The sequence below is a fragment of the Tropicimonas sp. IMCC34043 genome, assembly GCF_003390845.1.
In the GTDB taxonomy this organism is placed as follows: domain Bacteria; phylum Pseudomonadota; class Alphaproteobacteria; order Rhodobacterales; family Rhodobacteraceae; genus Tropicimonas.
Genome location: NZ_QMEK01000001.1, coordinates 765,715 through 792,306 on the forward strand (window position 1 = coordinate 765,715; position 26,592 = coordinate 792,306).

Genomic DNA, 26,592 nt, shown 5'->3' on the forward strand with positions numbered 1-26,592 from the left:
TCCCGATGGGCCGGGCGCGCCTTTGGCGCGCGGTCGTGCCGGGTCAGGGGGCCTGTCTTGCTGCCCTGGGGAGACGTGAATGACGGACCGGGTGGAGATTGTCGAGGTTGGCCCCCGCGACGGGTTGCAGAACGAGACGCGGCTGATCCCCTTGGCCGAGAAGATCGCGCTGGTCGATCTCCTCGGCACCGCCGGGTTCCGCCGGATCGAGGTGGCGAGCTTCGTCAGCCCCAGATGGGTGCCGCAGATGGCCGACTCGGCGCAGGTTCTGGCGGGCATTGCCCGTGCCCCGGGCGTGTCCTACATGGCGCTTGTGCCCAATCTGCGGGGCCTTGAACGGGCGCTGGCCGCGGGGGCCGGCGAGGGCGCGATCTTTGTCAGCGCCTCCGAGGGTTTCAGCCGGGCCAACCTCAACTGCTCGATCGACGAGAGCTTTGACCGGCTCGCCCCGGTCGCAGCCGAAGCGCGCGCGGCCGGGCTGCCGCTTCGCGGCTATGTCTCCTGCGTGACCGACTGCCCCTATGACGGGCCGGTGGCGCCCGCCGCGGTGGCGGCGGTCGTCGCCCGGTTGCGCGCGCTTGGGGTCTATGAGGTCTCGCTTGGCGAAACCACTGGTCGGGGCCTTCCCGAAAGGGTCGGGCAGATGCTGGCGGCGGTCACCTCCGAGGTGCCGGCCGCGGCGCTTGCCGGGCATTTTCACGACACCTCGGGGCGGGCGCTCGAAAACGTCGCGGTGGCACTCGAACAGGGCCTGCGGGTCTTCGATGCGGCGGTGGGCGGGCTCGGCGGGTGTCCCTATGCCCCGGGGGCGAAGGGCAACGTTGCGACCGAGCGGTTGCTCGGCTGGCTCACCGGGCAGGGGATCGAGACCGGGCTTGATGCCGATGTCGTGGCGCGCGCGGCGGCGATGGCGCAATCGATGCGGCACGCGCCGGCCTGAGAGCGAGCGGAGACAACGGACGGGCATATCCGGACGCCACCGCAGCGCCGTGGGCGCTGCCCGGCCCAACGCCTGACAAGGCGGCCGCGCCGCTGCGCCCCTGGGGGCGGGGGCTGGCCCGGGGGCGGCGGGCAACGGACACGGAACGCGGGAACTGGCAGGGGGGCTCAAATCATGGCCGCAATGGAAACGATCACTGTCGAACAGGACGCGCGCGGCGTGGCGCGTCTGAGCCTTGCGCGGGTTGACAAGCGCAACGCCCTGTCGGCCGCGATGATGGACGAGATCCACGCCGCGATCCTGCAGCTTGGCGCCGATCCGGCGGTGCGGGTGGTGATCCTTGCCGCCGAAGGTCCGGTCTTTTGCGCCGGCGGCGATCTTGGCTGGATGCAGCGCCAGATCGAGGCCGACGCCGCCACCCGCGCCGGTGAGGCCGGGCGGCTGGCGCAGATGCTGCAGGCGCTCAACACCTGTCCGAAGCCGGTGATCGGCCGCATCCACGGCAATGCCTTTGGCGGCGGCGTCGGCATGATGGCGGTCTGCGATGTCGCGGTCGGTGCCACCGGCGCCAGCTTTGGACTGACCGAGACCCGGCTCGGGCTGATCCCTGCCACCATCGGTCCCTATGTGGTCGCGCGCATGGGCGAGGCACGGGCGCGGCGGGTCTTCATGTCGGCGCGACTGTTCGACGCCGCCGAGGCCGTGGAGCTTGGGCTGCTGGCACGCGCGGTGGCGCCCGAGGCGCTCGATGCGGCCATCGAGGCCGAGGTTGTGCCCTATCTGGCGACCGCACCCGGCGCTGTGGCCGAGGCCAAGGCGCTGATCCGCCGGCTTGCACCGGGGGTCGACGAGGACGCCATCGCCGCCTCGATCGCGGCGCTGGTGAAACGCTGGGAGCATGACGAGGCCGCCGAAGGCATCGCGGCCTTTTTCGAAAAGCGCCCGGCATCCTGGGTTCGCGCCTGACTTTGCGGCGTCTGCAGGCCGGACAGCAAGAAAAAGGCGCCCCTGCGGCGCAGCTTTCTGCCCGGCCTGTGCCGAGCGGCTCTGCGCCTGCAAAGCCTGCGGACAGCCGCAGGACCTGCAAGACATGGCGATCTGCCGGGGTTTGCGCGCATCCGAGCGGTTTCGGCCGGCCGGGCCGCGGCATCCTGTACAAGGTTTTGACCGGTCAGGGCGCATTGCCGCGGCATGCCGCCCGTTGACCCCGCCGGGTGCCACGCGTAAACCGCAAAATAGCCCCAGACCACCTGGCCGGGCGCCGGGCAGACAAGGAGCCGACTGTGGACGACCTTCTCAGAAACTATCTTCCCGTTCTCATCTTTCTGGCCATTGCGGTCGTGATGGGCGCGGGCATGGTTCTCGCTGCCGTCGTCGTGGCACCCCACGACCCCGACCCCGAGAAACTCAGCGCCTATGAATGCGGTTTCAACGCTTTCGACGACGCGCGGATGAAATTCGATATCCGGTTCTATCTGGTGTCGATCCTGTTCATCATCTTCGACCTCGAGGTTGCATTCCTGTTTCCCTGGGCGGTCGCGTTCGGCGCGCTGTCTGTCGCCGCCTTCTGGTCGATGATGATCTTCCTGATCGTCCTGACCGTGGGCTTTGCCTATGAATGGAAAAAGGGAGCCCTGGAATGGGAGTGAGCACGTCCCGCTTCGACGCCGGTCCCGACAAGGAAGCCGCGACCCAGGCGCTGAACCGCGAATTGAGCGACAAGGGGTTCCTTGTCACCTCGACCGCCGATGTCATCAACTGGGCCCGTACCGGCAGCCTGCACTGGATGACCTTCGGTCTGGCCTGCTGTGCCATCGAGATGATCCACGTCTCGATGCCGCGCTATGACCTTGAACGGTTCGGCACCGCGCCGCGCGCCAGCCCGCGCCAGTCCGACATGATGATCGTCGCGGGCACGCTGACCAACAAGATGGCGCCCGCGCTGCGCAAGGTCTATGACCAGATGCCCGAGCCGCGCTATGTGCTGTCCATGGGCTCCTGTGCCAATGGCGGCGGCTATTACCACTACAGCTATTCGGTGGTGCGCGGCGTTGATCGCATCGTGCCGGTCGATGTCTATGTGCCGGGCTGCCCGCCGACGGCCGAGGCGCTGCTGTATGGTATCCTGCAGATGCAGCGCAAGATCCGCCGCACCGGCACCATTGTTCGCTGAACGCCGCGCGCGGGTTCCGCGCGCTGCCACGACGAGACCAACCACGAGGACGACGCCGAGATGAGCGAAGCACTGCAGGTTCTGGGAGAGTACATCGCCGGTCGCCGCGACGATAACGTCTTGAACTGGCACGTGGCGCTTGGCCAGCTTACGGTCGAGATCGCCCCGGCCGGTTTGGTGGATTTCGTCGAGTTCCTGAAGGTCGATCCCTCCTGCCGGTTCAACCAGCTGATCGACATCACGGCGGTCGACCTGCCCGAGCGCGAGAAGCGCTTCGACGTGGTCTATCACTTCTTGTCGATGCACCAGAATCAGCGCATCCGGCTGAAGGCGGCGGTACGCGAGGACGAGCCCGTCGTTTCGCTGACCGGTGTCTTCCCCTGCGCCAACTGGTACGAGCGCGAGGTCTTCGACATGTTCGGGATCCTGTTCTCGGGCCATCCCGACCTGCGCCGGATCCTGACCGACTATGGCTTTCGCGGCTATCCGCTGCGCAAGGATTTCCCGACCACCGGCTATACCGAAGTTCGCTATGACGATCTGCAAAAGCGGGTGGTCTATGAGCCGGTGAAGCTGGTGCAGGACTATCGTCTGTTCGACTTCATGTCGCCCTGGGAGGGCGCGCAATACATCCTGCCCGGCGACGAGAAGGGGAAGGGCTGATGAAGCCCGGTCTCGCCGTCGGCGATCGGGCGAGCTTTGCCCGCAAGGTGCGCCCCGAGGAGGTCGTCTGCCGGCTGTTTCCGGACGCCCGGATCATGGACGACATGCCCGAAGTGCTGGCGAGCGCCTACATGATCGGGTTGTTCGAATGGGCCTGCGTCGAGCAGATCGCGCCTTATTACGAGGCCGGCGAAGGCTCGCTTGGGATCGGGTTCGATCTGACCCATGTGGCGCCGACACCGCCCGGGCTGACCGTGACGGTCGAGACCGAAATAGACGAGATCGACGGCCGGTTCATCCGCTTCAGGGTGCGCGGCCATGACGGGCAGGACATGATCGGCGAGGGCCACCACCGCCGCGCGGTCGTGGCCTGGGACAAATTCAACGCCAAGGTGGCCGCCAAGGCCGCGGCGGCCGAGCAATAGGGGCAGAGCTATGGACGGCGATACCCGGATCAACAAGTACGACGACGGCTCGACCGACGCGCTGACAGGCGAACAGCAGATCCGCAACTTCAACATCAACTTCGGGCCGCAACACCCTGCGGCGCACGGGGTTCTCAGGCTTGTCCTCGAATTGGACGGCGAGATCGTGGAGCGCGCCGACCCGCATATCGGCCTGCTGCACCGCGGTACCGAAAAGCTGATGGAAAGCCGCACCTATCTGCAGAACGCGCCCTATATGGACCGGCTCGATTATTCCTCGCCGATGGCGCAGGAACACGCCTATTGCATGGCGATCGAGAAGATGTGCGGGGTCGAGATCCCGCGCCGCGCCTCTCTGATCCGGGTTCTGATGTCGGAACTGACCCGCATCGGCAACCATGTGATGAACGTCACCACCGGGGCCATGGACGTCGGCGCGCTGACGCCGCCGCTCTGGGGGTTCGAGGTCGGCCGCGAAGAGCTGTTCGTGTTCTTCGAACGGGCCTCGGGTGCGCGGATGCACTGCAACTATTTCCGCCCCGGCGGGGTGCACCAGGACCTGCCGCCGGGCCTTCTCGACGATATCGAGGAGTGGAGCGGGCGGTTCCTGTCGATGCTCGACGATCTTGACGGGCTGCTGACCGAAAACCGGATCTTCAAGCAGCGCGTGGTCGATATTGCCATCGTCACCGAACAGGACGTTTACGACTGGGGCCTGACCGGGCCGATGGCGCGGTCGGCCGGGCTGGCCTGGGACCTGCGCCGCACGCAGCCCTATGAATGCTATGACGAGTTCGACTTCCTCGTGCCGACCGGCAACAACGGCGACTGCTATGACCGCTATCTGATCCGCATGGAAGAGATGCGCCAATCCGTCCGCATCGTTCTGCAGGCGATCGAAAAGCTGCGCTTGCCCGAAAACCAGGGCGACGTGCTGGCGCGTGGCAAGCTGACGCCGCCGAAGCGGGCCGACATGAAGACCTCGATGGAAGCGCTGATCCATCACTTCAAGCTGTATTCCGAGGGCTTCAAGGTGCCGGCGGGCGAATTCTATTGTCCGGTTGAGGCGCCGAAGGGTGAATTCGGGGTCTATATTGTTTCGGACGGCAGCAACAAGCCGTACCGCTGCAAGCTGCGGGCGACCGGCTTCGCCCACCTGCAGGCCGCCGACCACCTTGGCCGCGGCCACCAGCTGGCCGACATGACGGCGCTGATCGCCACGCTCGATCTGGTGTTCGGCGAGGTCGACCGATGAACTGGCCGGCGATCCGCGGGGCGCGGGGAACTGAACCATGATGATCGCCGATAAATCATGGCTGTGTCTGTCGCTCGTGCTTGGCGCGGGCGCGGCCTCGGCCGAGCCGGTGGATACGCCGCGCAAGCAGTTGCTGATCGTGCTGACCGGCGAAAGCGCCGGTCTGGTGCAGACTGTGGCCGCGGATGCGGCCTTGCCGGGGCTCGTGCCGGTTGAACCCCGCCCGATCGTGGCGGAATGGATGAAGGGCAGCCACGCGACGATCGTCCCTGTGCGCGGCGCCATCGACCCAAGCCAAGAAGAGCGTTCCTGATGCTTCGCCGCCTTTCCCACGAACAACCCGAGAGCTTTGACTTCACCCCGGCCAACCTGGCCTGGGCCGAAGCGCAGATCACCAAATATCCCGAGGGCCGGCAGGCCAGCGCGATCATTCCGCTGCTGTGGCGCGCCCAGGAGCAGGAGGGTTGGCTGTCGCGGCCGGCGATCGAATACGTGGCCGACATGCTGGGGCTGGCCCATATCCGGGCGCTCGAGGTCGCAACCTTCTACTTCATGTTCCAGCTGCATCCCGTTGGATCGGTTGCCAATATCCAGATCTGCGGCACCACGACCTGCATGATCTGCGGATCGGGCGAACTGATGGCTGTCTGCCGCGAGAAGATTGCCGAGAAGCCGCACACGCTGTCGGCGGATGGCAAGTTCAGCTGGGAAGAGGTCGAATGCCTCGGCGCCTGCACCAACGCGCCGATGGTCCAGATCGGCAAGGATTTCTACGAGGATCTGACGGGCGAACGGCTGGCCGAGATCCTCGATGCGCTCGCCGCGGGCGAGGTGCCGACCCCCGGGCCGCAGAACGGCCGGGTGGGGGCAGAGCCCTTGGGCGGCCCGAAGGTGTTGACCGAGGGCAACGAGGCCGATCGGGTGAATGCGTCGGTCGAGCTGGCGCTGGCGCTTGGCGATACCGTGCGCCGGATCGACGGCAGCGAAGTGCCGCTGTTGCACCCCTGGGCCGACCGCGGCGGCCGCCCCGTCGGCGTCAAATCGCGACCGGCGTCGGCCCAACCGGAGCCGGCGCGTGTCGAACCGGCCCCGGCGCTGGATCATCCGGTCGACGAGACCGGCGTGACGGTGCAGGAGGCCCCGGTCGAAAGTGTCGGAAAGCCTGATACGCCGGTCGCGGATGTGGCCGACGATAAGCCCGAGCCGGTGCGCCCGCCCTGGATCGGCGCGCCGCTTGCGGATACGCCCGAGGATCTGATCTCGATCAAGGGTATCGGGCCGAAGCTGGTTGCGGTGCTGAACTATCTTGGGATCTATCACATATCGCAGATCGCGGCCTGGACGCCGGCCGAGGTGGCGTGGATGGATGCGAACATGTCCGGCTTCCCGGGCCGTGTCAGCCGCGACGACTGGGTCGGGCAGGCCAAGGCGATGCTGGCCGACAGGGATGCGGGCTAGGTGACCGGGGGCGCGGCGCAGATGCAGGGTCCGGGCGAGGCTGACAAGGCGCAAGCCCGGCAGGGCCGGATCGTGGCGCTGGTCATTGCGGCGTCCGGTCTGCTGGCGATCCTCGCCCCATTTATCGTCGCGGTTTCCGGCTTGCCGGCGCGGTATGAGATGCTGTTTTATTTCGTGGCCCTGGGCGGCTTCGTCTGGGCGCTGGTGGTTGCGATCCGGATGTTGCGTGCGGCCCGGACCGGCGACAAGCGTTGAGAGGACTTGAGAGATGCTGCAGGACAAAGACAGGATCTTTACCAATATCTACGGTCTGAAGGACCGCAGCCTCGCCGGCGCAAAGTCGCGCGGGGCATGGGACGGCACGTCCGAGATCATTGGCAAGGGCCGCGACTGGATCGTGGACGAGATGAAGGCCTCGGGCCTGCGCGGCCGTGGCGGTGCGGGGTTTCCGACCGGCCTCAAATGGTCCTTCATGCCGAAGGAAAGCGATGGCAGGCCGAGCTATCTGGTTATCAACGCTGACGAATCAGAGCCCGCGACCTGCAAGGATCGCGAGATCATGCGCCACGATCCGCAGCTGCTGATCGAAGGGGCTCTGATTGCGTCCTTCGCGATGGGGGCGCATCAGGCCTATATCTATATCCGCGGCGAATTCATCCGCGAACGCGAGGCGCTGCAGGCGGCGATCGACGAGGCCTATGACGCGGGGCTTCTCGGCCCCAATGCCGCCGGGTCGGGCTGGGATTTCGATCTCTACCTGCACCACGGTGCCGGCGCCTATATCTGCGGCGAGGAAACCGCGCTGCTGGAAAGCCTGGAAGGCAAGAAGGGAATGCCGCGGATGAAGCCGCCGTTCCCCGCGGGGGCCGGGCTCTATGGCTGTCCGACCACCGTGAACAACGTCGAATCGATTGCCGTGGTGCCGACGATCCTGCGCCGCGGCGCCAGCTGGTTCGCAAGCTTCGGGCGGGCAAACAACACCGGCACCAAGCTGTTCGCGATCACCGGGCATGTGAACACGCCCTGCGTGTTCGAGGAAAGCATGTCGATGTCGATGCGCGAGATGATCGAAAAGCACGGAGGCGGCGTTCGCGGCGGCTGGTCGAACCTGAAGGCCGTGATCCCCGGCGGCGCGTCCTGCCCGGTGCTGCCGGCCAGCATGTGCGGCGATGCGATCATGGATTTCGACTGGATGCGCGAGAACAAGTCCTCGCTTGGCACCGGCTGCATGATCGTGATGGATCAGTCGACTGACGTGGTAAAGGCGATCTGGCGACTTGCCGCCTTCTTCAAGCACGAAAGCTGCGGCCAGTGCACGCCTTGCCGCGAGGGTACGGGCTGGATGATGCGGGTCATGGACCGGCTGGTGCGGGGCGAGGCCGAGGTCGAGGAAATCGACATGCTGCTCGACGTCACCAAGCAGGTCGAGGGGCACACGATCTGTGCGCTCGGCGATGCCGCGGCCTGGCCGATCCAGGGTCTGATCCGGCACTTCCGGGACGAGATCGAATGGCGGATCAAGAACAAGCAGGGCATCGCCGCCGAGTGACGGCGCTGCCGCGGCAGGAGCATTGCAGGTGGCCCAAGCCTATTCGCTTTCCATTGCGGCACTCGTGATCTACGCGCTGCTGGTGCAGGTGCTCAGCCCGATGGAGGGCATGTCGAAGGCGCGGTCGGGGCTGGTCTCCGGTGCGACGCCCGCGCCCGACTATGGCTCGGTCGTCTACCGGATCCACCGTGCCTATCAGAACAGCGTCGACAATGTCGGCACGTTCACGGCGGTCGTCATGGCGGCGATCCTTGCCGGGGCGCCGCCATTCTGGGTCAACCTGCTTGCAGTGATCGCGGTTCTGGCCCGCATCGGCATGGTCGTGGTGCATGTCCGCGGGATCGGTCGCGCCGAGAATGGCCCGCGCAGCATGCTCTATGCGCTTGGCGTGCTGATGACGATCCTGATCGGGCTGCTGGCGCTCGTCGCACTTTTCGGCTGATATCCCGACCGGGCGGCGGACCCGGCCGTGTCGGGGCCGCCCCGCCTTTTGCCATCCCAATTGCGATACATTTTTCCGCGGCAGTGCCGGCGGATGCGAAATTGCGCCGATTGACGCTGCGTCTACCGGCAGTCTCTGGCCGGTTTGGCAGCCCTGCACAGCTCCGTGACCGGGACGGTCATTGAACCCTTCCCCGACGGCCCCAAGTCGAAAGACAGAGCCGGCCGCCTTTGCGCAGGGCCGCGGACAGCAGGACAGGAGCCACCGATGTTTCGCAAGATTACGATTGCCGCCGCCGCATTGACTGCGTTCACGCTGATGCTCAGCCTGACCCAGTCTGTGGCCGACCGCGACGCTGCGCCTTCGGTGCGACAGGCGCATGTCGAAACGCTGCATGTCGGCCCGCTCGATACGTTGCACCGCCAGATTCACCAACCGTCCTGATTGCGGCGCGCCATTTCGGCGCCCGCCACGATACAGCCGCGACGAAACTGCCACCGGCAGAGGGCCATCGCGGCGAAATCGCAGATTGGACTTCCCCCGAGAAGACGCTAGGAAGAATCCGAAAACAGGATTCCGGAGGGCGCTCACATCTCCGGTGGCCTTGATGGGAGCAATCCCGCGAAGGAGCTGGAGGCAGCGCATGAGTGACCTACGCACAATCATAATCGACGGTCGGGAAGTGAAATGCGACCCCGCCCTGACCCTGATCCAGGCCTGCGAACAGGCCGGGATCGAGGTTCCGCGGTTCTGCTACCACGAGCGGCTGTCGATTGCCGGCAATTGCCGGATGTGTCTGGTCGAAGTGGTCGGTGGCCCGCCGAAGCCGGCGGCATCCTGCGCCATGCAGGTCAAGGATCTGCGGCCCGGCCGCAACGGCGAGCCGCCCGAGGTCAGGACCAACTCGCCCATGGTCAAGAAGGCCCGCGAGGGGGTGATGGAGTTTCTGCTCATCAACCACCCGCTCGACTGCCCGATCTGCGATCAGGGCGGGGAATGCGACCTTCAGGACCAGGCGATGGCCTATGGTGTCGACTTCAGCCGCTATCGCGAGCCGAAGCGCGCCGCCGAGGACCTGAACCTCGGCCCGCTGGTCGAAACCCACATGACCCGCTGCATCTCGTGCACCCGCTGTGTGCGATTCACCTCCGAAGTCGCCGGGATCTCCCAGATGGGCCAGACCGGCCGCGGCGAGGACAGCGAGATCACCAGCTATCTGAACCAGACGCTCGACAGCAACCTGCAGGGCAACATCATCGACCTCTGCCCGGTCGGTGCGCTGGTCTCGAAGCCCTATGCCTTTACCGCCCGGCCTTGGGAACTGACCAAGACCGAGACCATCGACGTCATGGATGCGCTCGGGTCGAACACCCGTGTCGACACCAAGGGCCCCGAGGTCATGCGAATCCTGCCGCGCAACAACGACGCGGTGAACGAGGAATGGCTGTCGGACAAATCCCGGTTCGTCTGGGACGGCTTGCGCCGGCAACGGCTCGATACACCCTATGTGCGGGTGGACGGCAAGCTGAAGCCCGCGACCTGGGCCGAGGCGATGGGCGCTGCTGCGACCGCAATGAAGGGCAGGAAGGTCGCTGGCCTTGTCGGCGATCTTGCCCCGGTCGAGGCGAGCTTTGCGCTGAAGCAGTTGATCGAGAGCCTGGGCGGGACGGTCGAATGCCGCACCGATGGTGCCCGGCTGCCCGCGGGGAACCGGCTTGGCTATGTCGGCAATGCCCGGATCGAGGATATCGACACGGCGCAGACGATCCTGCTGATCGGTACCGACCCGCGCAACGAGGCGCCGGTGCTGAACGCCCGCATCCGCAAGGCCTGGATTGCCGGTGCCAATATCGGACTGGTCGGCCAGCCGGTCGATCTGACCTATGACTATACCCATCTTGGCACCGATCGTGCGGCGCTCGAGAAACTGGCGGGCATGGACCACTCGGACAAGCACGGCGATGCCGGGCTGATCATCCTGGGGCAGGGCGCGCTGAACGAGGCCGATGGCGCCGCGGTGCTGGCCACCGTGCTGCGCATGGCCGAGGTGGCACAATCGAAGGTGCTGATCCTGCACACCGCCGCGGGCCGGGTCGGCGCGATGGATGTGGGCGCCGTCACCGAAGGCGGGATCGAGGCCTGCATCGCGGGTGCCGAGGTGATCTATAACCTGGGCGCCGACGAGGTTGACGTCGCCGCCGGTCCCTTCGTGATCTATCAGGGAAGCCATGGCGACCGCGGCGCACATCGCGCAGACGTGATCCTGCCCGGCGCTGCCTGGACCGAGGAACGCGGGCTGTTCGTCAATACCGAGGGTCGGCCGCAACTGGCGATCCGCGCGGGCTTCCCCCCGGGGCAGGCCAAGGAGAACTGGGCGATCCTGCGGGCGCTGTCGGCCGAACTGGAGGCGACCTTGCCCTGGGACAGTATCGAACAGCTTCGGCGCGCGCTGGTTGCGGCTGTGCCGCACCTCGGGATGATCGATCAGGTGCCACAGAACGAAGGCTCCGTGCCGGATGCCGGGCCGCTCGGCGATGCCGATTTCCGGCTGGCGATCCGGGACCACTATCTGACCAACCCGATCGCCCGGGCGAGCGCTTTGATGGCCGAATTGTCGGCCATGGCCAAGGCCCGGGGCGCAACCTCGCTGGCGGCGGAGTAGCGTGGTGGCGCGGCAGTGCGACGCCGCGGTGTCACGGACAAGCGACGTCGCCAGGCTGAAACCCGCATCGCCGGGGCGCTCTGCCCCGGCCTTTGCGGCGGTCATTTGTGCAGGTTGCGACCGGTTCGGACAAAGCCCTAGAAACATGCTTCGAATCGCGCGACATCTGCGCACAAGACCCCCACTAGAGGCTGGCGTTTGGGTTCGGGATGCGGTTTACACGATCTCGCCAGCGTTCCGCAGCGACGGCCGGCCCGATCCGGAACGGGGGCGCCGATTGGCGCGCCGCGCGGGACATACCTACGGTCTGAGGAAGATGAGGCACCATGGCTGACTTTCTGAACACGGGGCTGGGGACTGTCGTGCTGATTGCACTCGAATGTCTCCTGTTCACGATCATCCTCTTCGTCTCGCTGGCTTTCCTGATGTATGCGGACCGCAAGATCTGGGCCGCGGTGCAGCAGCGCAAGGGCCCGAACGTGGTGGGCGTCTTCGGCCTGCTGCAAAGCTTTGCCGACTTCATCAAGTACATCGCCAAGGAAATCGTCGTGCCCTCGGGCGCCGACAAGGTGGTGTTCTTCCTGGCACCGATGATCTCGTTCGTCCTGGCGCTGATCGCCTGGGTGGTGATCCCGTTCAACGACGGCTGGGTGATCGCCAACATGAACGTTGCGATCCTCTATGTCTTCGCCATGTCCTCGCTCGAGGTCTATGGCGTCATCATGGGCGGCTGGGCGTCGAACTCGAAATACCCGTTCCTCGGGTCGCTGCGGTCGGCGGCGCAGATGATTTCCTACGAGGTCTCGATCGGGCTGATCATCATCGGCGTCGTGATTTCGACCGGGTCCATGAACTTCTCGGATATCGTCGAGGCGCAGCGCGGCCATTTCGGGTTGCTGAACTGGTACTGGCTGCCGCACCTGCCGATGGTGTTCCTGTTCCTGATCTCGGCGCATGCCGAAACCAACCGTCCGCCGTTCGACCTGCCCGAAGCTGAATCGGAACTGGTCGCGGGCTATCAGGTGGAATATTCCTCGACGCCCTTCCTGCTTTACATGATGGGCGAGCTGATCGCGATCGTGCTGATGTGCGCGCTGATGTCGATCCTGTTCTTCGGTGGCTGGCTGTCGCCGATCCCCGGTCTGCCCGACGGGATCCTGTGGCTGATTGCCAAGATGGGCTTCTTCTTCTTCATCTTCTCGATGACCAAGGCGATCGTGCCGCGGTATCGCTATGACCAGCTGATGCGGATTGGCTGGAAGGTGTTCCTGCCGATGTCGCTCGGCTGGGTCGTGCTGGTGGCGTTCCTTGCGAAATTCGGGGTTCTCGGCGGCTTTTGGGCCCGCTGGGCGATTGGAGGCTGACCGATGACGGCAATAGACTGGAACCGGGCCGGCAAGTACTTTCTGCTGGTGGATATCTTCAAGGGCTTCAGGCTCGGGATGAAGTATTTCATGGCGCCGAAGGCGACGCTGAACTACCCGCACGAGAAGGGACCGCTCAGCCCGCGATTCCGCGGCGAACATGCGCTGCGGCGCTATCCGAGCGGCGAGGAACGCTGCATCGCCTGCAAGTTGTGCGAGGCGATCTGTCCGGCCCAGGCCATCGTGATCGACGCCGAGCCGCGCGCCGACGGCAGCCGCCGCACCACGCGCTATGACATCGACATGACCAAGTGCATCTATTGCGGCTTGTGTCAGGAGGCCTGCCCGGTCGATGCCATCGTCGAGGGGCCGAACTTCGAGTTCACGGCCGAGAACCGGGAAGAGCTGTTCTTCGACAAGCAGAAGCTGCTCGACAACGGTGACCGCTGGGAGGCCGAAATCGCCCGCAACATCGAGCTGGATGCACCCTACCGATGAATGATTTTGCAAAGCTCTTCCAGCAGATGATCCAGCAAAGCCAGGAGATGGCCAAGGCCATGAATCCGGCGCTTGAAAAACTGCAGCTGCCGGACTTCACCGCCATGCTGCCGACGATGCCCAAGGACGCCATGGAAATGTCCTTCGGCAAGACCTTCAACCCCGGCGGGCTTGACGCAAAGACGCGTCTGTTCGTGACGCTGGGGGCGCTGGTCGCGCAGGGCGCGCAGATGGAGCCGCAGATCAAGGTCACGGTCCGCCATGCGATGCAGGCCGGTGCGACACCGCAGGAGATCGCCGAGGTGATCGGCCAGATGTCGATCTTCGGCGGCGTGCCGGCGATGACCAAGGCCATGCAGCTTGCGCAATCCGTGATCGCAGAGAAGAAGGAAGGCTAGTCCAGTGACCGCAGTCGATTTCACCTTTCTCCTGTTCTCTATCACGCTGATCTGCGGCGGGTTGTTCACCGTAATCTCGCGCAGCCCGGTGCATTCGGTGCTGTGGCTGATCCTCGCGTTCCTGTCCGGCGCCGGTCTGATGGTGCTGCTTGGCGCCGAGTTCGTCGCCATGCTGCTGATCATCGTCTATGTCGGCGCGGTCGCGGTGCTGTTCCTGTTCGTCGTCATGATGCTCGATGTCGATTTTGCCGTGCTTCGCGCCGAGATGGCGAAAAGCCTGCCGCTGGCGCTGGTGATTGCGCTGGTGCTGGTGATCCAGCTCGTCATGGTGTTCGGCAACTGGCAGACCGGCGCCGGCGTCGTCATGAACGACCTGCCCAACTCGGTCGGTGCGGGGCCGCACAATACCGCCTCGATCGGGCTGCTGCTCTATGACAAGTACTTCCTGCTGTTCCAGCTTGCCGGCCTGATCCTGCTGGTCTCGATGATCGGCGCCATCGTGCTGACCCTGCGCCATCGCCGGGACATCAAGCGGCAGGACATCCTGGCGCAGATGTACCGCGATCCGGTCAAGGCGCTGGACATGCATGACATCAAGCCTGGTCAGGGGCTGTGACCGACTGAGCCAGCCCGGCACCCGGCGTGTCGGATAGCGAATAACGGCAGCGGCGCGACCGGCGCCGTAACCAACCGCCCGACAAGGGGCGCGGACTAAGGATCGAGGGACCGCACATGGTCGGATTGGAACATTACCTGAGTGTCGCGGCGATACTCTTCGTCATCGGCATCTTTGGCATCTTCCTGAACCGGAAGAATGTCATCGTCATCCTGATGTCGATCGAGCTGGTTCTTCTGTCGGTCAACATCAACCTCGTCGCCTTCTCGGCCTATCTGGGCGATCTCACCGGCCAGGTATTCGCGCTGTTCGTCCTGACAGTCGCCGCCGCCGAGGCCGCCATTGGCCTCGCCATTCTGGTCTGCTTCTTCCGAAACCGCGGCACGATCGCGGTGGAAGACGTCAACAACATGAAGGGGTAAGGGTCCATGACCGCGATCATACTCTTTGCCCCGCTGGTCGGCGCAATCATTTGCGGCCTGTTCTGGCGGATGATCGGCGAACGCGCCGGAATGATCACCGCAACGGGCCTGCTGTTTCTGGCCTGCTTCCTCAGCTGGATCGTCTTCTTCACGGTGGGCGAGCCGCAGAGCATCACGCTGCTGCGCTGGATCGACTCTGGCAGTCTGGTCGCCGACTGGGCGATCCGGCTCGACCGTCTGACCGCGATCATGCTTGTGGTCGTCACCACGGTGTCTGCCTTCGTGCATCTCTACAGCTTCGGCTACATGGATCACGACATCAACTTCCCCGAGGGCGAGCCCTACAAGGCGCGGTTCTTCGCCTTCCTGTCGCTGTTCTCCTTCGCGATGCTGGCGCTCGTGACCGCAGACAACCTGGTGCAGATGTTCTTCGGCTGGGAGGGCGTGGGCCTCGCCTCCTACCTGCTGATCGGCTTCTATTATCGCAAGGAAAGCGCGGGCGAGGCTGCGATGAAGGCCTTCATCGTCAACCGTGTCGGTGACTTCGGCTTTGCGCTTGGCATTGCGGGCCTGTTCTTCATGGTCGACTCGGTGCAGCTGAACGATGTCTTTGCCGCCGCGCCGACGCTTGCGGAAAGCACCGTCAGCTTCCTGTGGCGCGACTGGAACGCCGCGAACCTGCTCGCCTTCCTGCTGTTCGTCGGCGCCATGGGCAAGTCGGCCCAGTTCTTCCTGCACACCTGGCTGCCGGACGCGATGGAAGGCCCGACACCGGTCTCGGCGCTCATCCACGCTGCCACCATGGTGACGGCGGGCGTTTTCCTGGTCTGCCGGATGTCGCCGCTGATGGAATATGCGGCCGATACGCGGACCTTCATTGTCTATATCGGGGCCATCACCGCCTTCTTCGCGGCGACGATCGGTCTGGTGCAGAACGACATCAAGCGCGTGATCGCCTATTCGACCTGCTCGCAGCTTGGCTACATGTTCGTGGCCGCCGGCGTCGGGATGTATTCGGCGGCGATGTTCCACCTGCTGACCCACGCCTTCTTCAAGGCGATGCTGTTCCTTGGCGCCGGTTCCGTGATCCACGGGATGCACCACGAACAGGACATGCGGAACTATGGCGGGCTGAAGGCCAAGCTGCCGGTGACCTACTGGATCATGATGATCGGCACGCTTGCGATCACCGGGGTCGGCATCCCGCTGACGGGCATCGGCTTTGCCGGGTTCATCAGCAAGGACGCGATCATCGAAAGCGCCTGGGCCGGCGGCACCACGGCCTCGAGCTTCGGCTTCTGGATGCTGGTCATCGCGGCCGCCTTCACGAGCTTCTATTCCTGGCGGTTGATGTTCATGACCTTCTACGGCAAGCCGAAGGGGGATCATCACACCCACGAGCATGCCCATGAAAGCCCGCGTGTCATGCTGATCCCGCTGGTCGCGCTCGCCTTCGGCGCGGCGTTCTCGGGGATGATCTGGCACGGATCCTTCTTTGGGCACACCGAGCAGGTGGCGCGGTTCTTCGAGATCCCGCTGGCCGCAGAGGCCACGGCCGAAACCAATGGCGCAGTTGCCACCGAGGAACATGCCGAGGCCGCAACCGAGGGCCATGGCGCCGACGCCGGCGCCCAGCACGAAGCCTTTGGCGGTGCGCCGGGGCAGGGCGCGATCTTCTTCGGGCCGGACAACCACGTGCTGACCAACGCGCATGAGGCACCGGTCTGGGTCAAGGTCAGCCCCTTCATTGCCATGCTGCTTGGCTTTGGCCTGTCCTGGCTGTTCTATGTCCGCTCGCCGCAACTGCCGGCGCAACTGGCCAAGAACCAGCCGGTTCTCTACCGCTTCCTGCTGAACAAGTGGTATTTCGACGAGATCTATGACGCGATCTTCGTCCGGCCGGTGCGAGCGCTTGGCCGCCTGCTGTGGAAACGTGGCGACGTGTCGATCATCGACGGCGGTATCAACGGACTCGCCATGGGGATCATCCCCTATTTCACCCGGCTCGCCGGCCGGGCACAGAGCGGATACATCTTCCACTATGCTGCCGCGATGGTCGTGGGGATCGTGGTCCTGGTCACCTGGATGTCGATCGTGGGGAATTGAGCGATGCAAAACCTAATCTCGATCATCATCTTCCTGCCGCTGGTTGCGGCGCTGATCCTCGCCTTCTTCCTGAAGGGAGACGATGCGGCGGCCCGGCGGAATGCCAAGTGGCTGGCGCTGATCGCGACCTCGGCGACCTTCCTTGTCTCGCTGTTCCTGCTGTTCGGCTTCGATCCCTCGAACACCGGCTTCCAGTTCGTCGAGGAACGCGACTGGCTGCTGGGGCTGCACTACAAGATGGGGGTGGACGGCATCTCGGTCCTGTTCGTGATGCTGACCACATTCCTGATGCCGATCACCATCGGCGCCTGCTGGAACGTCGAGGTGCGCGTCAAGGAGTACATGATCGCCTTCCTGGTGCTCGAAACCCTGATGCTCGGCGTCTTCACCGCGCTCGATCTGGTTCTGTTCTACCTGTTCTTCGAGGCGGGCCTCATTCCGATGTTCCTGATCATCGGCATCTGGGGCGGTCCGAACCGGATTTACGCGACCTTCAAGTTCTTCCTCTATACCTTCCTCGGCTCGCTGCTGATGCTGGTGGCGATGATCGCGATGTATGTCGATGCCGGCACCACCGACATTCCGACGCTGCTGGCCCATACCTTCGCCTCGGACACGCTGTCTGTGCTCGGGTTCCAGGTCGTGGGGGGGATGCAGACCATCCTGTTCATCGCCTTCTTCGCCAGCTTTGCGGTCAAGATGCCGATGTGGCCGGTCCATACCTGGCTGCCTGACGCCCACGTTCAGGCGCCGACGGCGGGGTCGGTGGTTCTGGCGGCGATCCTGCTGAAGATGGGCGGCTATGGCTTCCTGCGGTTCAGCCTGCCGATGTTCCCGGTCGGGTCCGAGGTGATGAGCACCTTCGTGTTCTGGCTGTCCGCGATCGCGATCGTCTATGCGGCGCTGGTGGCGCTGGCGCAGGAGGACATGAAGAAGCTGATCGCCTACAGCTCGGTCGCGCACATGGGCTATGTGACCATGGGGATCTTCACGGTCAGCCAGCAGGGGCTCGACGGTGCGATCTTTCAGATGCTCAGCCACGGCTTTGTCGCCGGCGCGCTCTTTCTCGTCGTCGGCGTGGTCTATGACCGGATGCACACCCGCGACATCACCGCTTACGGCGGTCTGATGGTGCGGATGCCGGCCTATGCGCTGGTCTTCATGGTGTTCACCATGGCCAACGTCGGCCTGCCGGGCACTTCGGGCTTCATCGGCGAGTTCCTGACCCTGGTCGCGATCTTCCAGGTCAACACCTGGGTCGCGGTCGTGGCGACCTCGGGCGTGATATTCTCGGCCTGCTACGGGCTCTGGCTTTATCGCAAGGTGATGCTGGGCGACCTGATCAAGGAAAGCCTGAAGACGATCAAGGATCTGTCCGCCCGCGAAAAGGCGATCTTTGCGCCGCTTGTCGTGATGACGCTCTGGCTTGGCGTTTACCCGTCGGTGGTGACCAATGTGATCGGCCCCTCTGTCACGTCCCTGATCGGCCAGTACGAAACCGCCCTGAACGACTATCAGCCGGACGTCCGGCTGGCCCAGTCCGGAGACAACTGAGATGACCTCTGCCGATCTTGCAACGATCCTGCCCGAGATCTTCCTCGCGGTATACGCGATGGTGGCGCTGCTGGTGGCTGTCTACACCGGCAAGGACCGCGTCGCCTCGTTGCTCAGCTGGATCTCGGCCGCGGTGCTGATCGCGGTGGCGATCTGGATCTCGGTATCGGGCGACCTTACGCGCGTCGCCTTCGGCGGCATGTTCGTCGACGACGGTTTTGCCCGCTTTGCCAAGGTGACGGTGCTGTTTGCCGCCGCCATCGTGCTGATCCTGTCCGAGGGGTTCTTCTCGCGCCGGGGCTCGTTGATCTTCGAATATCCGATCCTCGTGGTCCTGTCGGTGATCGGCATGATGATGATGATCTCGGCGGGCGATGTGATCGCGCTCTACATGGGGCTCGAGTTGCAGTCGCTGGCACTTTACGTCGTCGCCTCGATCCGCCGCGACAGCGTGCGCTCGACCGAGGCCGGCCTGAAGTACTTCATCCTCGGGGCGCTCAGCTCGGGCCTGCTGCTCTATGGGGCTTCGCTGACCTATGGCTATGCCGGCACCACGTTGTTCTCGGGGATCTATGCGGCGGCGACCGACGGGCACGTGGGCATCGGCCTGTTGCTCGGCCTGACCTTCATGCTTGCGGGCATGGCCTTCAAGGTTTCGGCGGTGCCCTTCCACATGTGGACGCCCGACGTTTACGAGGGCGCACCGACCCCGGTCACGGCCTTCTTTGCGACGGCGCCCAAGATGGCTGCCATGGCGATGATCGCGCGCGCGCTCTATGACGCCTTCGGCGCCGCGGTGGCCGACTGGCAACAGATCCTGGCGCTGCTTGCGGTGCTGTCGATGTATCTCGGCGCGCTTGCCGGGATCGGGCAGCGCGACATCAAGCGGCTGATGGCCTATTCCTCGATCACCCACATGGGCTTTGCGCTGATGGGCCTTGCCGCCGGGACCGAGCGGGGCGTGCAGGCGATGCTGATCTACATGGCGATCTATGTCACCATGAACATCGGCACCTTCGCCTTCATCCTGTCGATGGAACGCGACGGCCAGCACGTGACGCGGATCGACGGGCTGAACATGCTGTCGAAACGCGAGCCGGTGAAGGCCATGGCGATGCTGGTGCTGCTGTTCAGCCTGGCGGGCGTACCGCCGCTGGTCGGCTTCTTCGGGAAGTTCGCGGTGCTGACCGCGGCGCTTGACGCCGGCCTCGTCTGGCTTGCGGTTCTCGGCGCCATCGCCTCGGTCATCGCGGCGTTCTACTATCTGCGGATCGTCTATTACATGTATTTCGGCAGCGACGAGGGTCCGGCAATCGATGGCTCGATGAGCGTCGTTCAGGTCACCGTCCTGGTTGGGGCCGCGGCGCTGATGGTGCTGGGGGTTGTGAACCTGTTCGGTCTTGACGGGATGGCCGCATCTGCAGCAGCCTCTCTTGTCAACTGAGGCCTGGCCTGCAGGCTATGACCGGCTGGTGCTGCCCGAGGTTGACAGCACCATGGCCGAGGCGGCGCGGCGGGCGCCCGCGCTCAGCGGGCCGACCTGGATACTGGCACTGAGACAGACGGCGGCCCGCGGCCGCCGTGGTCGTCCCTGGACCAACCCTGCGGGCAACTTCGCGGCGACTCTGGTCGTGCGGCCGTCGCACGGGCCGCAGCAGGCGGCGCTGCGCAGCTTTGTCGCCGCGCTTGCGCTGTATGATGCGTTCGTGACCGTGACCGGGCGGGCCGAATCCTTTGCGCTGAAATGGCCGAACGACGTGCTGCTGAACGGTGGCAAGGTGGCGGGCATCTTGCTCGAATCTTCCGGCCACAGCGGTGCGCTCAGCTACCTGTCGGTCGGGATCGGGGTGAACCTTGCCGCGGCCCCGACGGCCGGCGAGGTCGAACCCCGCGCGGTGCCGCCGGTGTCGCTGGCCGGGGCGATGGGGGTGCGGATTGCACCCGAGGCGTTTCTCGACGCCCTCGCGCCCGCCTATGCCCGGCACGAGGCGCAGCTTGCGACCTTCGGGTTCGCGCCGGTCCGCGCCGCCTGGCTGGCCCGCGCCACGCGCCTTGGCGCCGAAGTGACTGCCCGGATGCCAAGCGAAGAAGTCACCGGAATCTTCGAGACCATCGACACGTCGGGCAGCCTTGTGCTGAAAACTCCGCAAGGCCGCCGCGCGATCGCCGCGGCGGAGATCCATTTCAACTGATCCGGGAGGCGCGGGCCGCATGCTTTTGTGCATCGACACCGGCAATACCAACACTGTCTTCTCTGTCTGGGACGGCGAGAAATTCCTGACCACCTTGCGCACCGCGACCGAGCACCAGCGGACGGCCGACCAGTACTTCGTCTGGTTCTCGACCCTGATGGCCCATGCGCGCATCCCGGTCGACATCGACGAGGTCATCATCTCGTCGACCGCGCCGCGGGTGGTATTCAACCTGCGGGTGCTGGCCGATCGCTATTTCAATTGCCGGCCGCTGGTGGTGGGCAAACCCGAATGTCTGCTGCCGAGGCCACCCCGGGTCGATCCCGGCGTGCAGGTCGGGCCGGACCGGCTGGCCAATACCGTCGGCGCCTTTGATCGCCACGGCGGCGACGTGATTGTGGTAGACTTTGGCACGGCAACGAATTTCGACGTGGTGGATGTGGACGGCGCCTATATCGGCGGGGTGATTGCGCCGGGGGTAAATCTGAGTCTCGAGGCGTTGCATCTGGCCGCAGCGGCGCTGCCGCACGTCGATGTGACCAAGCCCGCGCAGGTGATCGGTACAAATACCATCGCCTGCATGCAGTCGGGTGTATTCTGGGGCTATGTCGGACTGGTGCAGGGGATCTGCTCGCGCATTCTCACCGAACGGGGCCGGCCGATGAAAATCATTGGCACCGGAGGGCTTGCGCCGCTTTTCTCACAGGGCGATGTACTGTTCGACCTAATTGAAGACGATCTGACGATGCACGGCCTGACGGTCATCCATCGCTACAACAAGGAAAATAATGCGGATGAGCGATGAAGCACGGCTGATCTATCTCCCCCTCGGCGGGGCCGGTGAAGTGGGGATGAACGCCTATGTCTATGGGTATGGCAAACCGGGGAAGGAACGCCTGATCCTGGTCGATCTGGGCGTGACCTTCCCCGACATGGACACAACCCCCGGCGTCGACCTGATTTTCCCCGATATTTCGTGGCTGATTGAACGCGCCGACCGGCTGGAGGCGATCGTCATCACCCATGGTCACGAGGATCACATTGGTGCGCTCGGGCATTTCTGGAACGACCTGCGGGTGCCGGTCTATTGCCGGAAGTTCACCGGCAATCTGGCCGCGCGCAAGATGGACGAACATGGCGCTGACCCCGAACAGATCTGTGTGGTCGGTGCCTGGCCCGAAGTGACCGAGGCCGGGCCGTTCAGGATCGGCTTCCTGCCGGTGTCGCATTCGATCCCCGAAAGCTCGGGGTTGGTGATCGACACGCCGGCGGGCCGGATCGTCCATACGGGCGATTTCAAGCTCGACGGTGCGCCGGGGGTGGGCGAGCCCTTCGATGCCGAACTTTGGCACAGCGTTGCCGGCGACGGTGTCCGGGCGCTGGTGTGCGACAGCACCAATATCTTCGTCGAAACCCCGGGCCGGTCTGAATCGACGCTGAGCGACAATATCCGCGCCCTTGTCGCCAGCTCCAAGGGCATGGTGATATCGACGACTTTCGCCTCGAACGTTGCCCGGGTGAAGACCCTGGCCGAAGCCGGGCGCGATGCCGGTCGGTCGGTCTGTCTGCTCGGCCGCGCGATGCAGCGGATGGTGGCGGCGGCGATCGAGACCGGCGTGCTGACCGATTTCCCGACGATGATCAATCACGAGGAAGCCGAACAGCTGCCGCGCGAGCATGTGATGCTGATCGTCACCGGCAGCCAGGGCGAACGCCGCGCCGCGACAGCGCAGTTTTCCCGCGGCAAATACCTTGGGTTGGAACTCGCCGCTGGCGACACCTTTCTGTTTTCGTCAAAGACCATCCCGGGCAACGAACGCGCGGTGCTGAAGATCCTGAATGCCTTTTCCGAAAGAGGCGTCGATGTGGTCGACGACAACTACGGGCTCTATCACGTTTCGGGTCACGCAAACCGCCCCGACCTTGAGGCGGTGCACGATCTGATGCGGCCTCGGATGCTGATCCCGATGCATGGCGAACACCGCATGTTGCGGCGTCATGCCGAGGCCGGCGAGGCAAAGGGGATCGCCTCGATGGTGGCGGTCAACGGCACGATGCTCGATCTGACCGGCGATCGCCCGGTCGTTGTCGACCGGATCGAGACGGGCCGGGTCTATCTGGACGGCACGCGCAAGATCGGGGCCCTCGGCGGGGTGGTTCGCGACCGGATCCGGATGGCGCTGAACGGGCTCGTCATGCTGAACGTGATCTTCGACGAAAAGGACGAACCCTTGGGCGATCCCTGGGCCGAGATCCGCGGCCTGGCCGAAAAGGGTCGGACCGGCACGGCACTCGTTGAGATGATCGAGACCGAAACTGCGGAATTCATGGCGCGGGCCGGGGCGAAGGTGCTGAGGGACGACGAGAAGCTCGAGACCTCGCTGCGCCGGGTCGTGCGGCAGGTTGCGGTCGAGGAGATCGGCAAGAAGCCCGAAGTGACGGTGGTGATCTCGCGGCTCGCATGACGGACGGATCCGGGGAACCGGGGCCAGCGGACGGGCCGGAACCTCGTCTGACCAAAGCCGAAATCCGCCGTGGTTGGCGCTGCAGCCTGATGCTAGGCTTGCTCGACACCGCGGCGGGGCAGGGATGTGGCGCGCGCCGCGCAAGGCCGGGAGATATGAGATGGCATTCGAGGAAACATTTGGCGCGGATTGGCCGGACGTTCTGCAGGCGCCCATGCTGGCGGGGCTGGCGATCACGGCGGCAGATCCCGGTGGTCTGATCGGCGCGGTACGGGAAAGTGCGGCGTTGGCGCATTCGCTGAAATCGGGTCTTGATGCCGCGGCCGACGGATCTCTGATTGCCGAGGTTGTCGCGGCCTACGGGACCAGCGACGGCCGGTCGATGACGACCCATGGTTTGCGCTCGCTGGTCAAGGGCAAGGCGCCGGCCGAGGCCTGTGCGGCGGCCATTGCGAGGCTTGCCGAGATCATGGCGCTGGTGCGCCAGAAGGCCCCAGGCGAGGCACCAGCCTTTGCGGAATGGCTGCACGCAACGGCCGCGCGGGTCGCAGAGGCCGCCTCCGAAGTCGGATTTCTTGGCATCGGCGGTGAGCGGGTGTCAGAGGCAGAACGCAAGACTCTGGTGGATCTGGCTGTCGCACTGGCGGCGCCGACGGTCTGACCCGGGGCACGCTGCGCCGGGCGCCGTGGCGCGTTGCGATGCCCGAAGTCCTGTCGTCAAAAATGAGGCCGCCCGGAACCTTTGGCAAAGGTTCCGGGCGGCCTCATTTGTCTTTGACGGCGCCGTCTGGCTGTCAGACTTCCTTCGGGTCGGCCGCGAAGGAGCGGAGCAGGAAGTCGGGGACGTGATCGCCCATGCCGACAACCGGACCACCGCCATCACGGCCGCCATCGCGCGCCTCGCCTCGGCCAGTTCGGCTGGAGCTGCGGCGCGATTGTCTCCGCTCGGGCCGTTCCGGCCTTTCAGCGACTTCGGCAGGGGCCGCCACGACATTGACTTCGGCAACCGGCGCTTGCGCCACGGGGGCTGCGACGACGGGGGCCTCGGCAGCCTGTGCCTCTGCCGCCGGTGCCGACGAAGACCTTACCTTGCGCGGATTTCGGCGGCGTGTCGGTTCGCGTTCGGTCTCTGGCTCGGGGCGGCTCGGCTCTTTCCGGCTGTTTTCTGGCATGCCGGCGGGGGCCTCGACCCGGGGGATCGGCTGCTTCACCAGATCCTCGATTGCGGCCAGATACTTGTCGTCTGCAGGCGTGGCGAGCATGTAGGTGATGCCAGTCTTTCCGGCGCGCCCGGTGCGGCCGATGCGGTGGACATAGTCTTCGGCGTGGGTTGGCACGTCGAAGTTGAAGATGTGGCTGACATTCGGGATGTCGAGCCCGCGGGCTGCGACGTCGGACGCGACAAGGAAGGTGATCGAACCGTCGCGGAACCCGTCGAGCGTGCGCGTGCGATGCGACTGGTCGAGATCGCCGTGGATCGGCTCGGCGTTATAGCCGTATTTCTTCAGCGACTTCGCGACGACATCGACCTCGACCTTGCGGTTGCAGAAGATGATCGCATTGCGGAAGGCGTCGCCCTCGGCTTCGATCAGCGCCCGCAGCATGGTGCGCTTTTCGCTGGCTGTGCGATCCTTGCGCGACGGACGGAAATGCACCAGCCGCTGCGAGATCGTCTCGGAGGTCGTCGCCTGGCGCGCCACTTCGATCTTTACCGGCGCGTTCAGGAAGGTGTTGGTCAGGCGTTCGATCTCGGGCGGCATGGTGGCCGAGAAGAACAGGGTCTGCCGGGTGAACGGGGTCAGCTGGAAGATCCGCTCGATGTCCGGGATGAAGCCCATGTCGAGCATCCGGTCAGCCTCGTCCACCACCATGATCTGCACGCCGGTCAGAAGCAGCTTGCCACGTTCGAAATGGTCGAGCAGACGGCCGGGCGTTGCGATCAGAACATCGACGCCACGGTCGATCAGCTTGTCCTGTTCGTTGAACGAGACCCCGCCGATCAGCAGCGCCTTTGTCAGCTTGGTGTATTTGGAATAGGTGTCGAAGTTCTCGGCGACCTGGGCGGCAAGCTCGCGAGTCGGCGCCAGCACAAGGCTGCGCGGCATCCGTGCCCGGGCGCGGCCCTTGCTGAGCAGCGTTACCATGGGCAGGGTGAAACTTGCGGTCTTTCCGGTGCCGGTCTGGGCGATGCCAAGCACATCCTTGCCAAGAAGGGCGGGCGGAATCGCCTGCGCCTGAATCGGTGTCGGGGTCAGGTACCCCGTTTCTTCGATGGCTTGCAGGACCTTGGGGTCCAGATTCAGTTCGGAAAAGTTGGTCATATGCGTCCAGTTTTGGCAACCCGGTCAGGATTGCAGTAGGTGGGACGCATCAGATCGACGCCCCGACGGCTCGGGCCCGCGCGGTTCGCGGACAGATGCCGTTTACCGCAGGCCACCCAAGGCGTCAACCAAAGCCGCAAAAAGTCGCGGCAGACCTGCGGTTTGGGGCATTGTTGACCGACCTTTTCGGCCGTCACCCGGCGCGGATGTCCGCGTGGAATGAAAAAAAACAGGCGCCACCGACGCCTGTTCCGCTTTGCGACCTGTCGCCAGGGTTCAGCCCGATTTCGAGCGGCGGCGGTTCAGACCGGCCATGGCCCCGAATCCGCCCAGCAAAAGCCAGGCTGCCGCCGGCAGCGGCACCGCGCTGACCGGGTCGGGATCGGTGTGATCGACATTCTCGTCGGGGGCGACGAAATTGCCAAAGCTGGCCGAAATGTAGGGGATAGCGCCCGAAGTCGGCGAGGAATGGCCGAAGTGGAACCGCATGTCGAGCCCGTTGGGCTGGATGCCGAGCGAGACATGGCCCACCGACTGGCCGGCCGCCCAAAGCTCGCTCGCCACAACCCCGTCAAGCAGAACCGATGCCGGATCATAGCTGTTGACGGCCTGGCTGTGCATGCCGCTGATCGGGTTGAACCCAAGCTCGGTCAGCACCGGGTTTGCGTTCTGCGTCCAGCCAGGAGCATGGTCGGTGCCGACCCAAAGGCCGCCGCCGTGGACATCGAGCTGTTCGGCGACATTCTGGATCAGCGCCACTTCGGACGCGTTCGAGCCTTGGAAATTATAGCCATAGGACCGCGCATCCTGAACGATATTCTGATGACTGGAAAAGAACGTGCCGATTGCCGAAATGTCGGCATCGTTCACATAGCGCGTAGAGGTAAGATCGTAGAAGAAGAGCAAGTCGTAACTACTGGAGGTGAGCGCGGTCGCGATCGACCCTCCGGTTTTGCCGTTAACGATATCGACCGTGTGCCCTTTGGCCTCCAAAGCGGTCTTGATGTCGGAATAGCCGGACGGGCCATAGTCGAATTGTGTCAAAAGCACAGTTGCGGCCCAGGTAGATGATGTTCCCGCCGCCGTACA

At 64.7% G+C, this 26,592-nt stretch carries 28 protein-coding genes; 26 read left to right on the top strand and 2 right to left on the bottom strand.

Annotated features, from left to right (window positions below; all coding sequences use genetic code 11):
- Positions 1–79: 79 nt before the first annotated feature.
- The 26 genes from DQG17_RS03500 (at position 80) to DQG17_RS03620 (ending at position 23,843) form a co-directional block, all read left to right on the top strand.
- Positions 80–940: a hydroxymethylglutaryl-CoA lyase gene (locus tag DQG17_RS03500; protein WP_116131383.1), complete on the top strand. Its 861-nt coding sequence runs from the start codon at positions 80–82 to the stop codon at positions 938–940.
- Between the two features lie 174 nt (positions 941–1,114).
- Positions 1,115–1,906, top strand: a complete 792-nt coding sequence (locus DQG17_RS03505; RefSeq protein WP_116131384.1) for a crotonase/enoyl-CoA hydratase family protein — start codon at positions 1,115–1,117, stop codon at positions 1,904–1,906.
- 317 nt (positions 1,907–2,223) lie between these two features.
- Positions 2,224–2,589 carry an NADH-quinone oxidoreductase subunit A gene (locus DQG17_RS03510; protein WP_116131385.1) on the top strand — a complete coding sequence of 122 codons (366 nt, stop codon included), beginning with the start codon at positions 2,224–2,226 and terminating at the stop codon, positions 2,587–2,589.
- A complete protein-coding gene (locus tag DQG17_RS03515; RefSeq protein WP_116131386.1) occupies positions 2,580–3,113 on the top strand; it encodes an NADH-quinone oxidoreductase subunit B family protein in 534 nt (177 codons plus the stop codon). The genes DQG17_RS03510 and DQG17_RS03515 overlap by 10 nt, the downstream gene beginning before the upstream one ends.
- A gap of 60 nt (positions 3,114–3,173) precedes the next feature.
- Positions 3,174–3,776, top strand: a complete 603-nt coding sequence (locus DQG17_RS03520) for an NADH-quinone oxidoreductase subunit C (protein ID WP_116131387.1) — start codon at positions 3,174–3,176, stop codon at positions 3,774–3,776.
- Complete coding sequence (locus DQG17_RS03525; RefSeq protein WP_116131388.1) at positions 3,776–4,201, top strand: thioesterase family protein; 426 nt, start codon at positions 3,776–3,778, stop codon at positions 4,199–4,201. The genes DQG17_RS03520 and DQG17_RS03525 overlap by 1 nt, the downstream gene beginning before the upstream one ends.
- Before the next feature lie 10 nt (positions 4,202–4,211).
- A complete protein-coding gene (locus tag DQG17_RS03530) occupies positions 4,212–5,456 on the top strand; it encodes an NADH-quinone oxidoreductase subunit D (protein ID WP_116131389.1) in 1,245 nt (414 codons plus the stop codon).
- 37 nt (positions 5,457–5,493) lie between these two features.
- Positions 5,494–5,769: a hypothetical protein gene (locus tag DQG17_RS03535; RefSeq protein WP_116131390.1), complete on the top strand. Its 276-nt coding sequence runs from the start codon at positions 5,494–5,496 to the stop codon at positions 5,767–5,769.
- A complete protein-coding gene (locus DQG17_RS03540; protein WP_116131391.1) occupies positions 5,769–6,914 on the top strand; it encodes an NADH-quinone oxidoreductase subunit E in 1,146 nt (381 codons plus the stop codon). The genes DQG17_RS03535 and DQG17_RS03540 overlap by 1 nt, the downstream gene beginning before the upstream one ends.
- The gene (locus DQG17_RS03545) at positions 6,915–7,169 is read left to right on the top strand and encodes a DUF5337 domain-containing protein (protein WP_232829312.1); all 255 of its coding nucleotides are present in this window, start codon (positions 6,915–6,917) and stop codon (positions 7,167–7,169) included.
- A 13-nt stretch (positions 7,170–7,182) separates the two neighbouring features.
- Complete coding sequence (gene nuoF / locus DQG17_RS03550; protein ID WP_116131392.1) at positions 7,183–8,463, top strand: NADH-quinone oxidoreductase subunit NuoF; 1,281 nt, start codon at positions 7,183–7,185, stop codon at positions 8,461–8,463.
- A gap of 28 nt (positions 8,464–8,491) precedes the next feature.
- A complete protein-coding gene (locus DQG17_RS03555) occupies positions 8,492–8,905 on the top strand; it encodes an MAPEG family protein (protein ID WP_232829313.1) in 414 nt (137 codons plus the stop codon).
- Positions 8,906–9,172: 267 nt separating this feature from the next.
- Positions 9,173–9,349 carry a hypothetical protein gene (locus DQG17_RS21610; protein ID WP_157973510.1) on the top strand — a complete coding sequence of 59 codons (177 nt, stop codon included), beginning with the start codon at positions 9,173–9,175 and terminating at the stop codon, positions 9,347–9,349.
- Between the two features lie 199 nt (positions 9,350–9,548).
- Complete coding sequence (gene nuoG / locus DQG17_RS03560; protein ID WP_116131394.1) at positions 9,549–11,567, top strand: NADH-quinone oxidoreductase subunit NuoG; 2,019 nt, start codon at positions 9,549–9,551, stop codon at positions 11,565–11,567.
- Between the two features lie 326 nt (positions 11,568–11,893).
- Positions 11,894–12,931, top strand: coding sequence for an NADH-quinone oxidoreductase subunit NuoH (gene nuoH / locus DQG17_RS03565; protein ID WP_116131395.1), 1,038 nt, complete (start codon positions 11,894–11,896; stop codon positions 12,929–12,931).
- A 3-nt stretch (positions 12,932–12,934) separates the two neighbouring features.
- Positions 12,935–13,429 (top strand): NADH-quinone oxidoreductase subunit NuoI, encoded by a 495-nt coding sequence (nuoI, locus tag DQG17_RS03570; RefSeq protein WP_116131396.1) that lies wholly within the window; start codon positions 12,935–12,937, stop codon positions 13,427–13,429.
- Complete coding sequence (locus tag DQG17_RS03575; protein WP_116131397.1) at positions 13,426–13,827, top strand: carboxymuconolactone decarboxylase family protein; 402 nt, start codon at positions 13,426–13,428, stop codon at positions 13,825–13,827. The genes nuoI and DQG17_RS03575 overlap by 4 nt, the downstream gene beginning before the upstream one ends.
- A gap of 4 nt (positions 13,828–13,831) precedes the next feature.
- Positions 13,832–14,443, top strand: coding sequence for an NADH-quinone oxidoreductase subunit J (locus tag DQG17_RS03580; protein ID WP_116131398.1), 612 nt, complete (start codon positions 13,832–13,834; stop codon positions 14,441–14,443).
- Between the two features lie 116 nt (positions 14,444–14,559).
- On the top strand, positions 14,560–14,865 hold the full coding sequence (nuoK, locus tag DQG17_RS03585) for an NADH-quinone oxidoreductase subunit NuoK (protein WP_116131399.1): 306 nt from the start codon (positions 14,560–14,562) through the stop codon (positions 14,863–14,865).
- A 6-nt stretch (positions 14,866–14,871) separates the two neighbouring features.
- Positions 14,872–16,971 (top strand): NADH-quinone oxidoreductase subunit L, encoded by a 2,100-nt coding sequence (gene nuoL, locus DQG17_RS03590; RefSeq protein ID WP_116131400.1) that lies wholly within the window; start codon positions 14,872–14,874, stop codon positions 16,969–16,971.
- Positions 16,972–16,974: 3 nt separating this feature from the next.
- A complete protein-coding gene (locus DQG17_RS03595; RefSeq protein WP_116131401.1) occupies positions 16,975–18,525 on the top strand; it encodes an NADH-quinone oxidoreductase subunit M in 1,551 nt (516 codons plus the stop codon).
- Position 18,526: 1 nt separating this feature from the next.
- Positions 18,527–19,969 (top strand): NADH-quinone oxidoreductase subunit NuoN, encoded by a 1,443-nt coding sequence (gene nuoN / locus DQG17_RS03600; protein WP_116131402.1) that lies wholly within the window; start codon positions 18,527–18,529, stop codon positions 19,967–19,969.
- Positions 19,959–20,717, top strand: a complete 759-nt coding sequence (locus tag DQG17_RS03605) for a biotin--[acetyl-CoA-carboxylase] ligase (RefSeq protein ID WP_255415631.1) — start codon at positions 19,959–19,961, stop codon at positions 20,715–20,717. The genes nuoN and DQG17_RS03605 overlap by 11 nt, the downstream gene beginning before the upstream one ends.
- Positions 20,718–20,736: 19 nt before the next feature.
- Positions 20,737–21,522, top strand: coding sequence for a type III pantothenate kinase (locus DQG17_RS03610; protein WP_116131403.1), 786 nt, complete (start codon positions 20,737–20,739; stop codon positions 21,520–21,522).
- On the top strand, positions 21,512–23,182 hold the full coding sequence (locus DQG17_RS03615) for a ribonuclease J (protein WP_116132565.1): 1,671 nt from the start codon (positions 21,512–21,514) through the stop codon (positions 23,180–23,182). The genes DQG17_RS03610 and DQG17_RS03615 overlap by 11 nt, the downstream gene beginning before the upstream one ends.
- Positions 23,183–23,342: 160 nt before the next feature.
- Positions 23,343–23,843: a hypothetical protein gene (locus DQG17_RS03620; protein ID WP_157973511.1), complete on the top strand. Its 501-nt coding sequence runs from the start codon at positions 23,343–23,345 to the stop codon at positions 23,841–23,843.
- Positions 23,844–23,976: 133 nt separating this feature from the next.
- On the opposite strand, the gene DQG17_RS03625 is transcribed toward DQG17_RS03620, so the two are convergent.
- Positions 23,977–25,503, bottom strand: coding sequence for a DEAD/DEAH box helicase (locus DQG17_RS03625; protein ID WP_116131405.1), 1,527 nt, complete (start codon positions 25,501–25,503; stop codon positions 23,977–23,979).
- A 276-nt stretch (positions 25,504–25,779) separates the two neighbouring features.
- The gene (locus DQG17_RS03630; RefSeq protein WP_157973512.1) at positions 25,780–26,553 is read right to left on the bottom strand and encodes a VPLPA-CTERM sorting domain-containing protein; all 774 of its coding nucleotides are present in this window, start codon (positions 26,551–26,553) and stop codon (positions 25,780–25,782) included.
- Between the last annotated feature and the right edge of the window lie 39 nt (positions 26,554–26,592).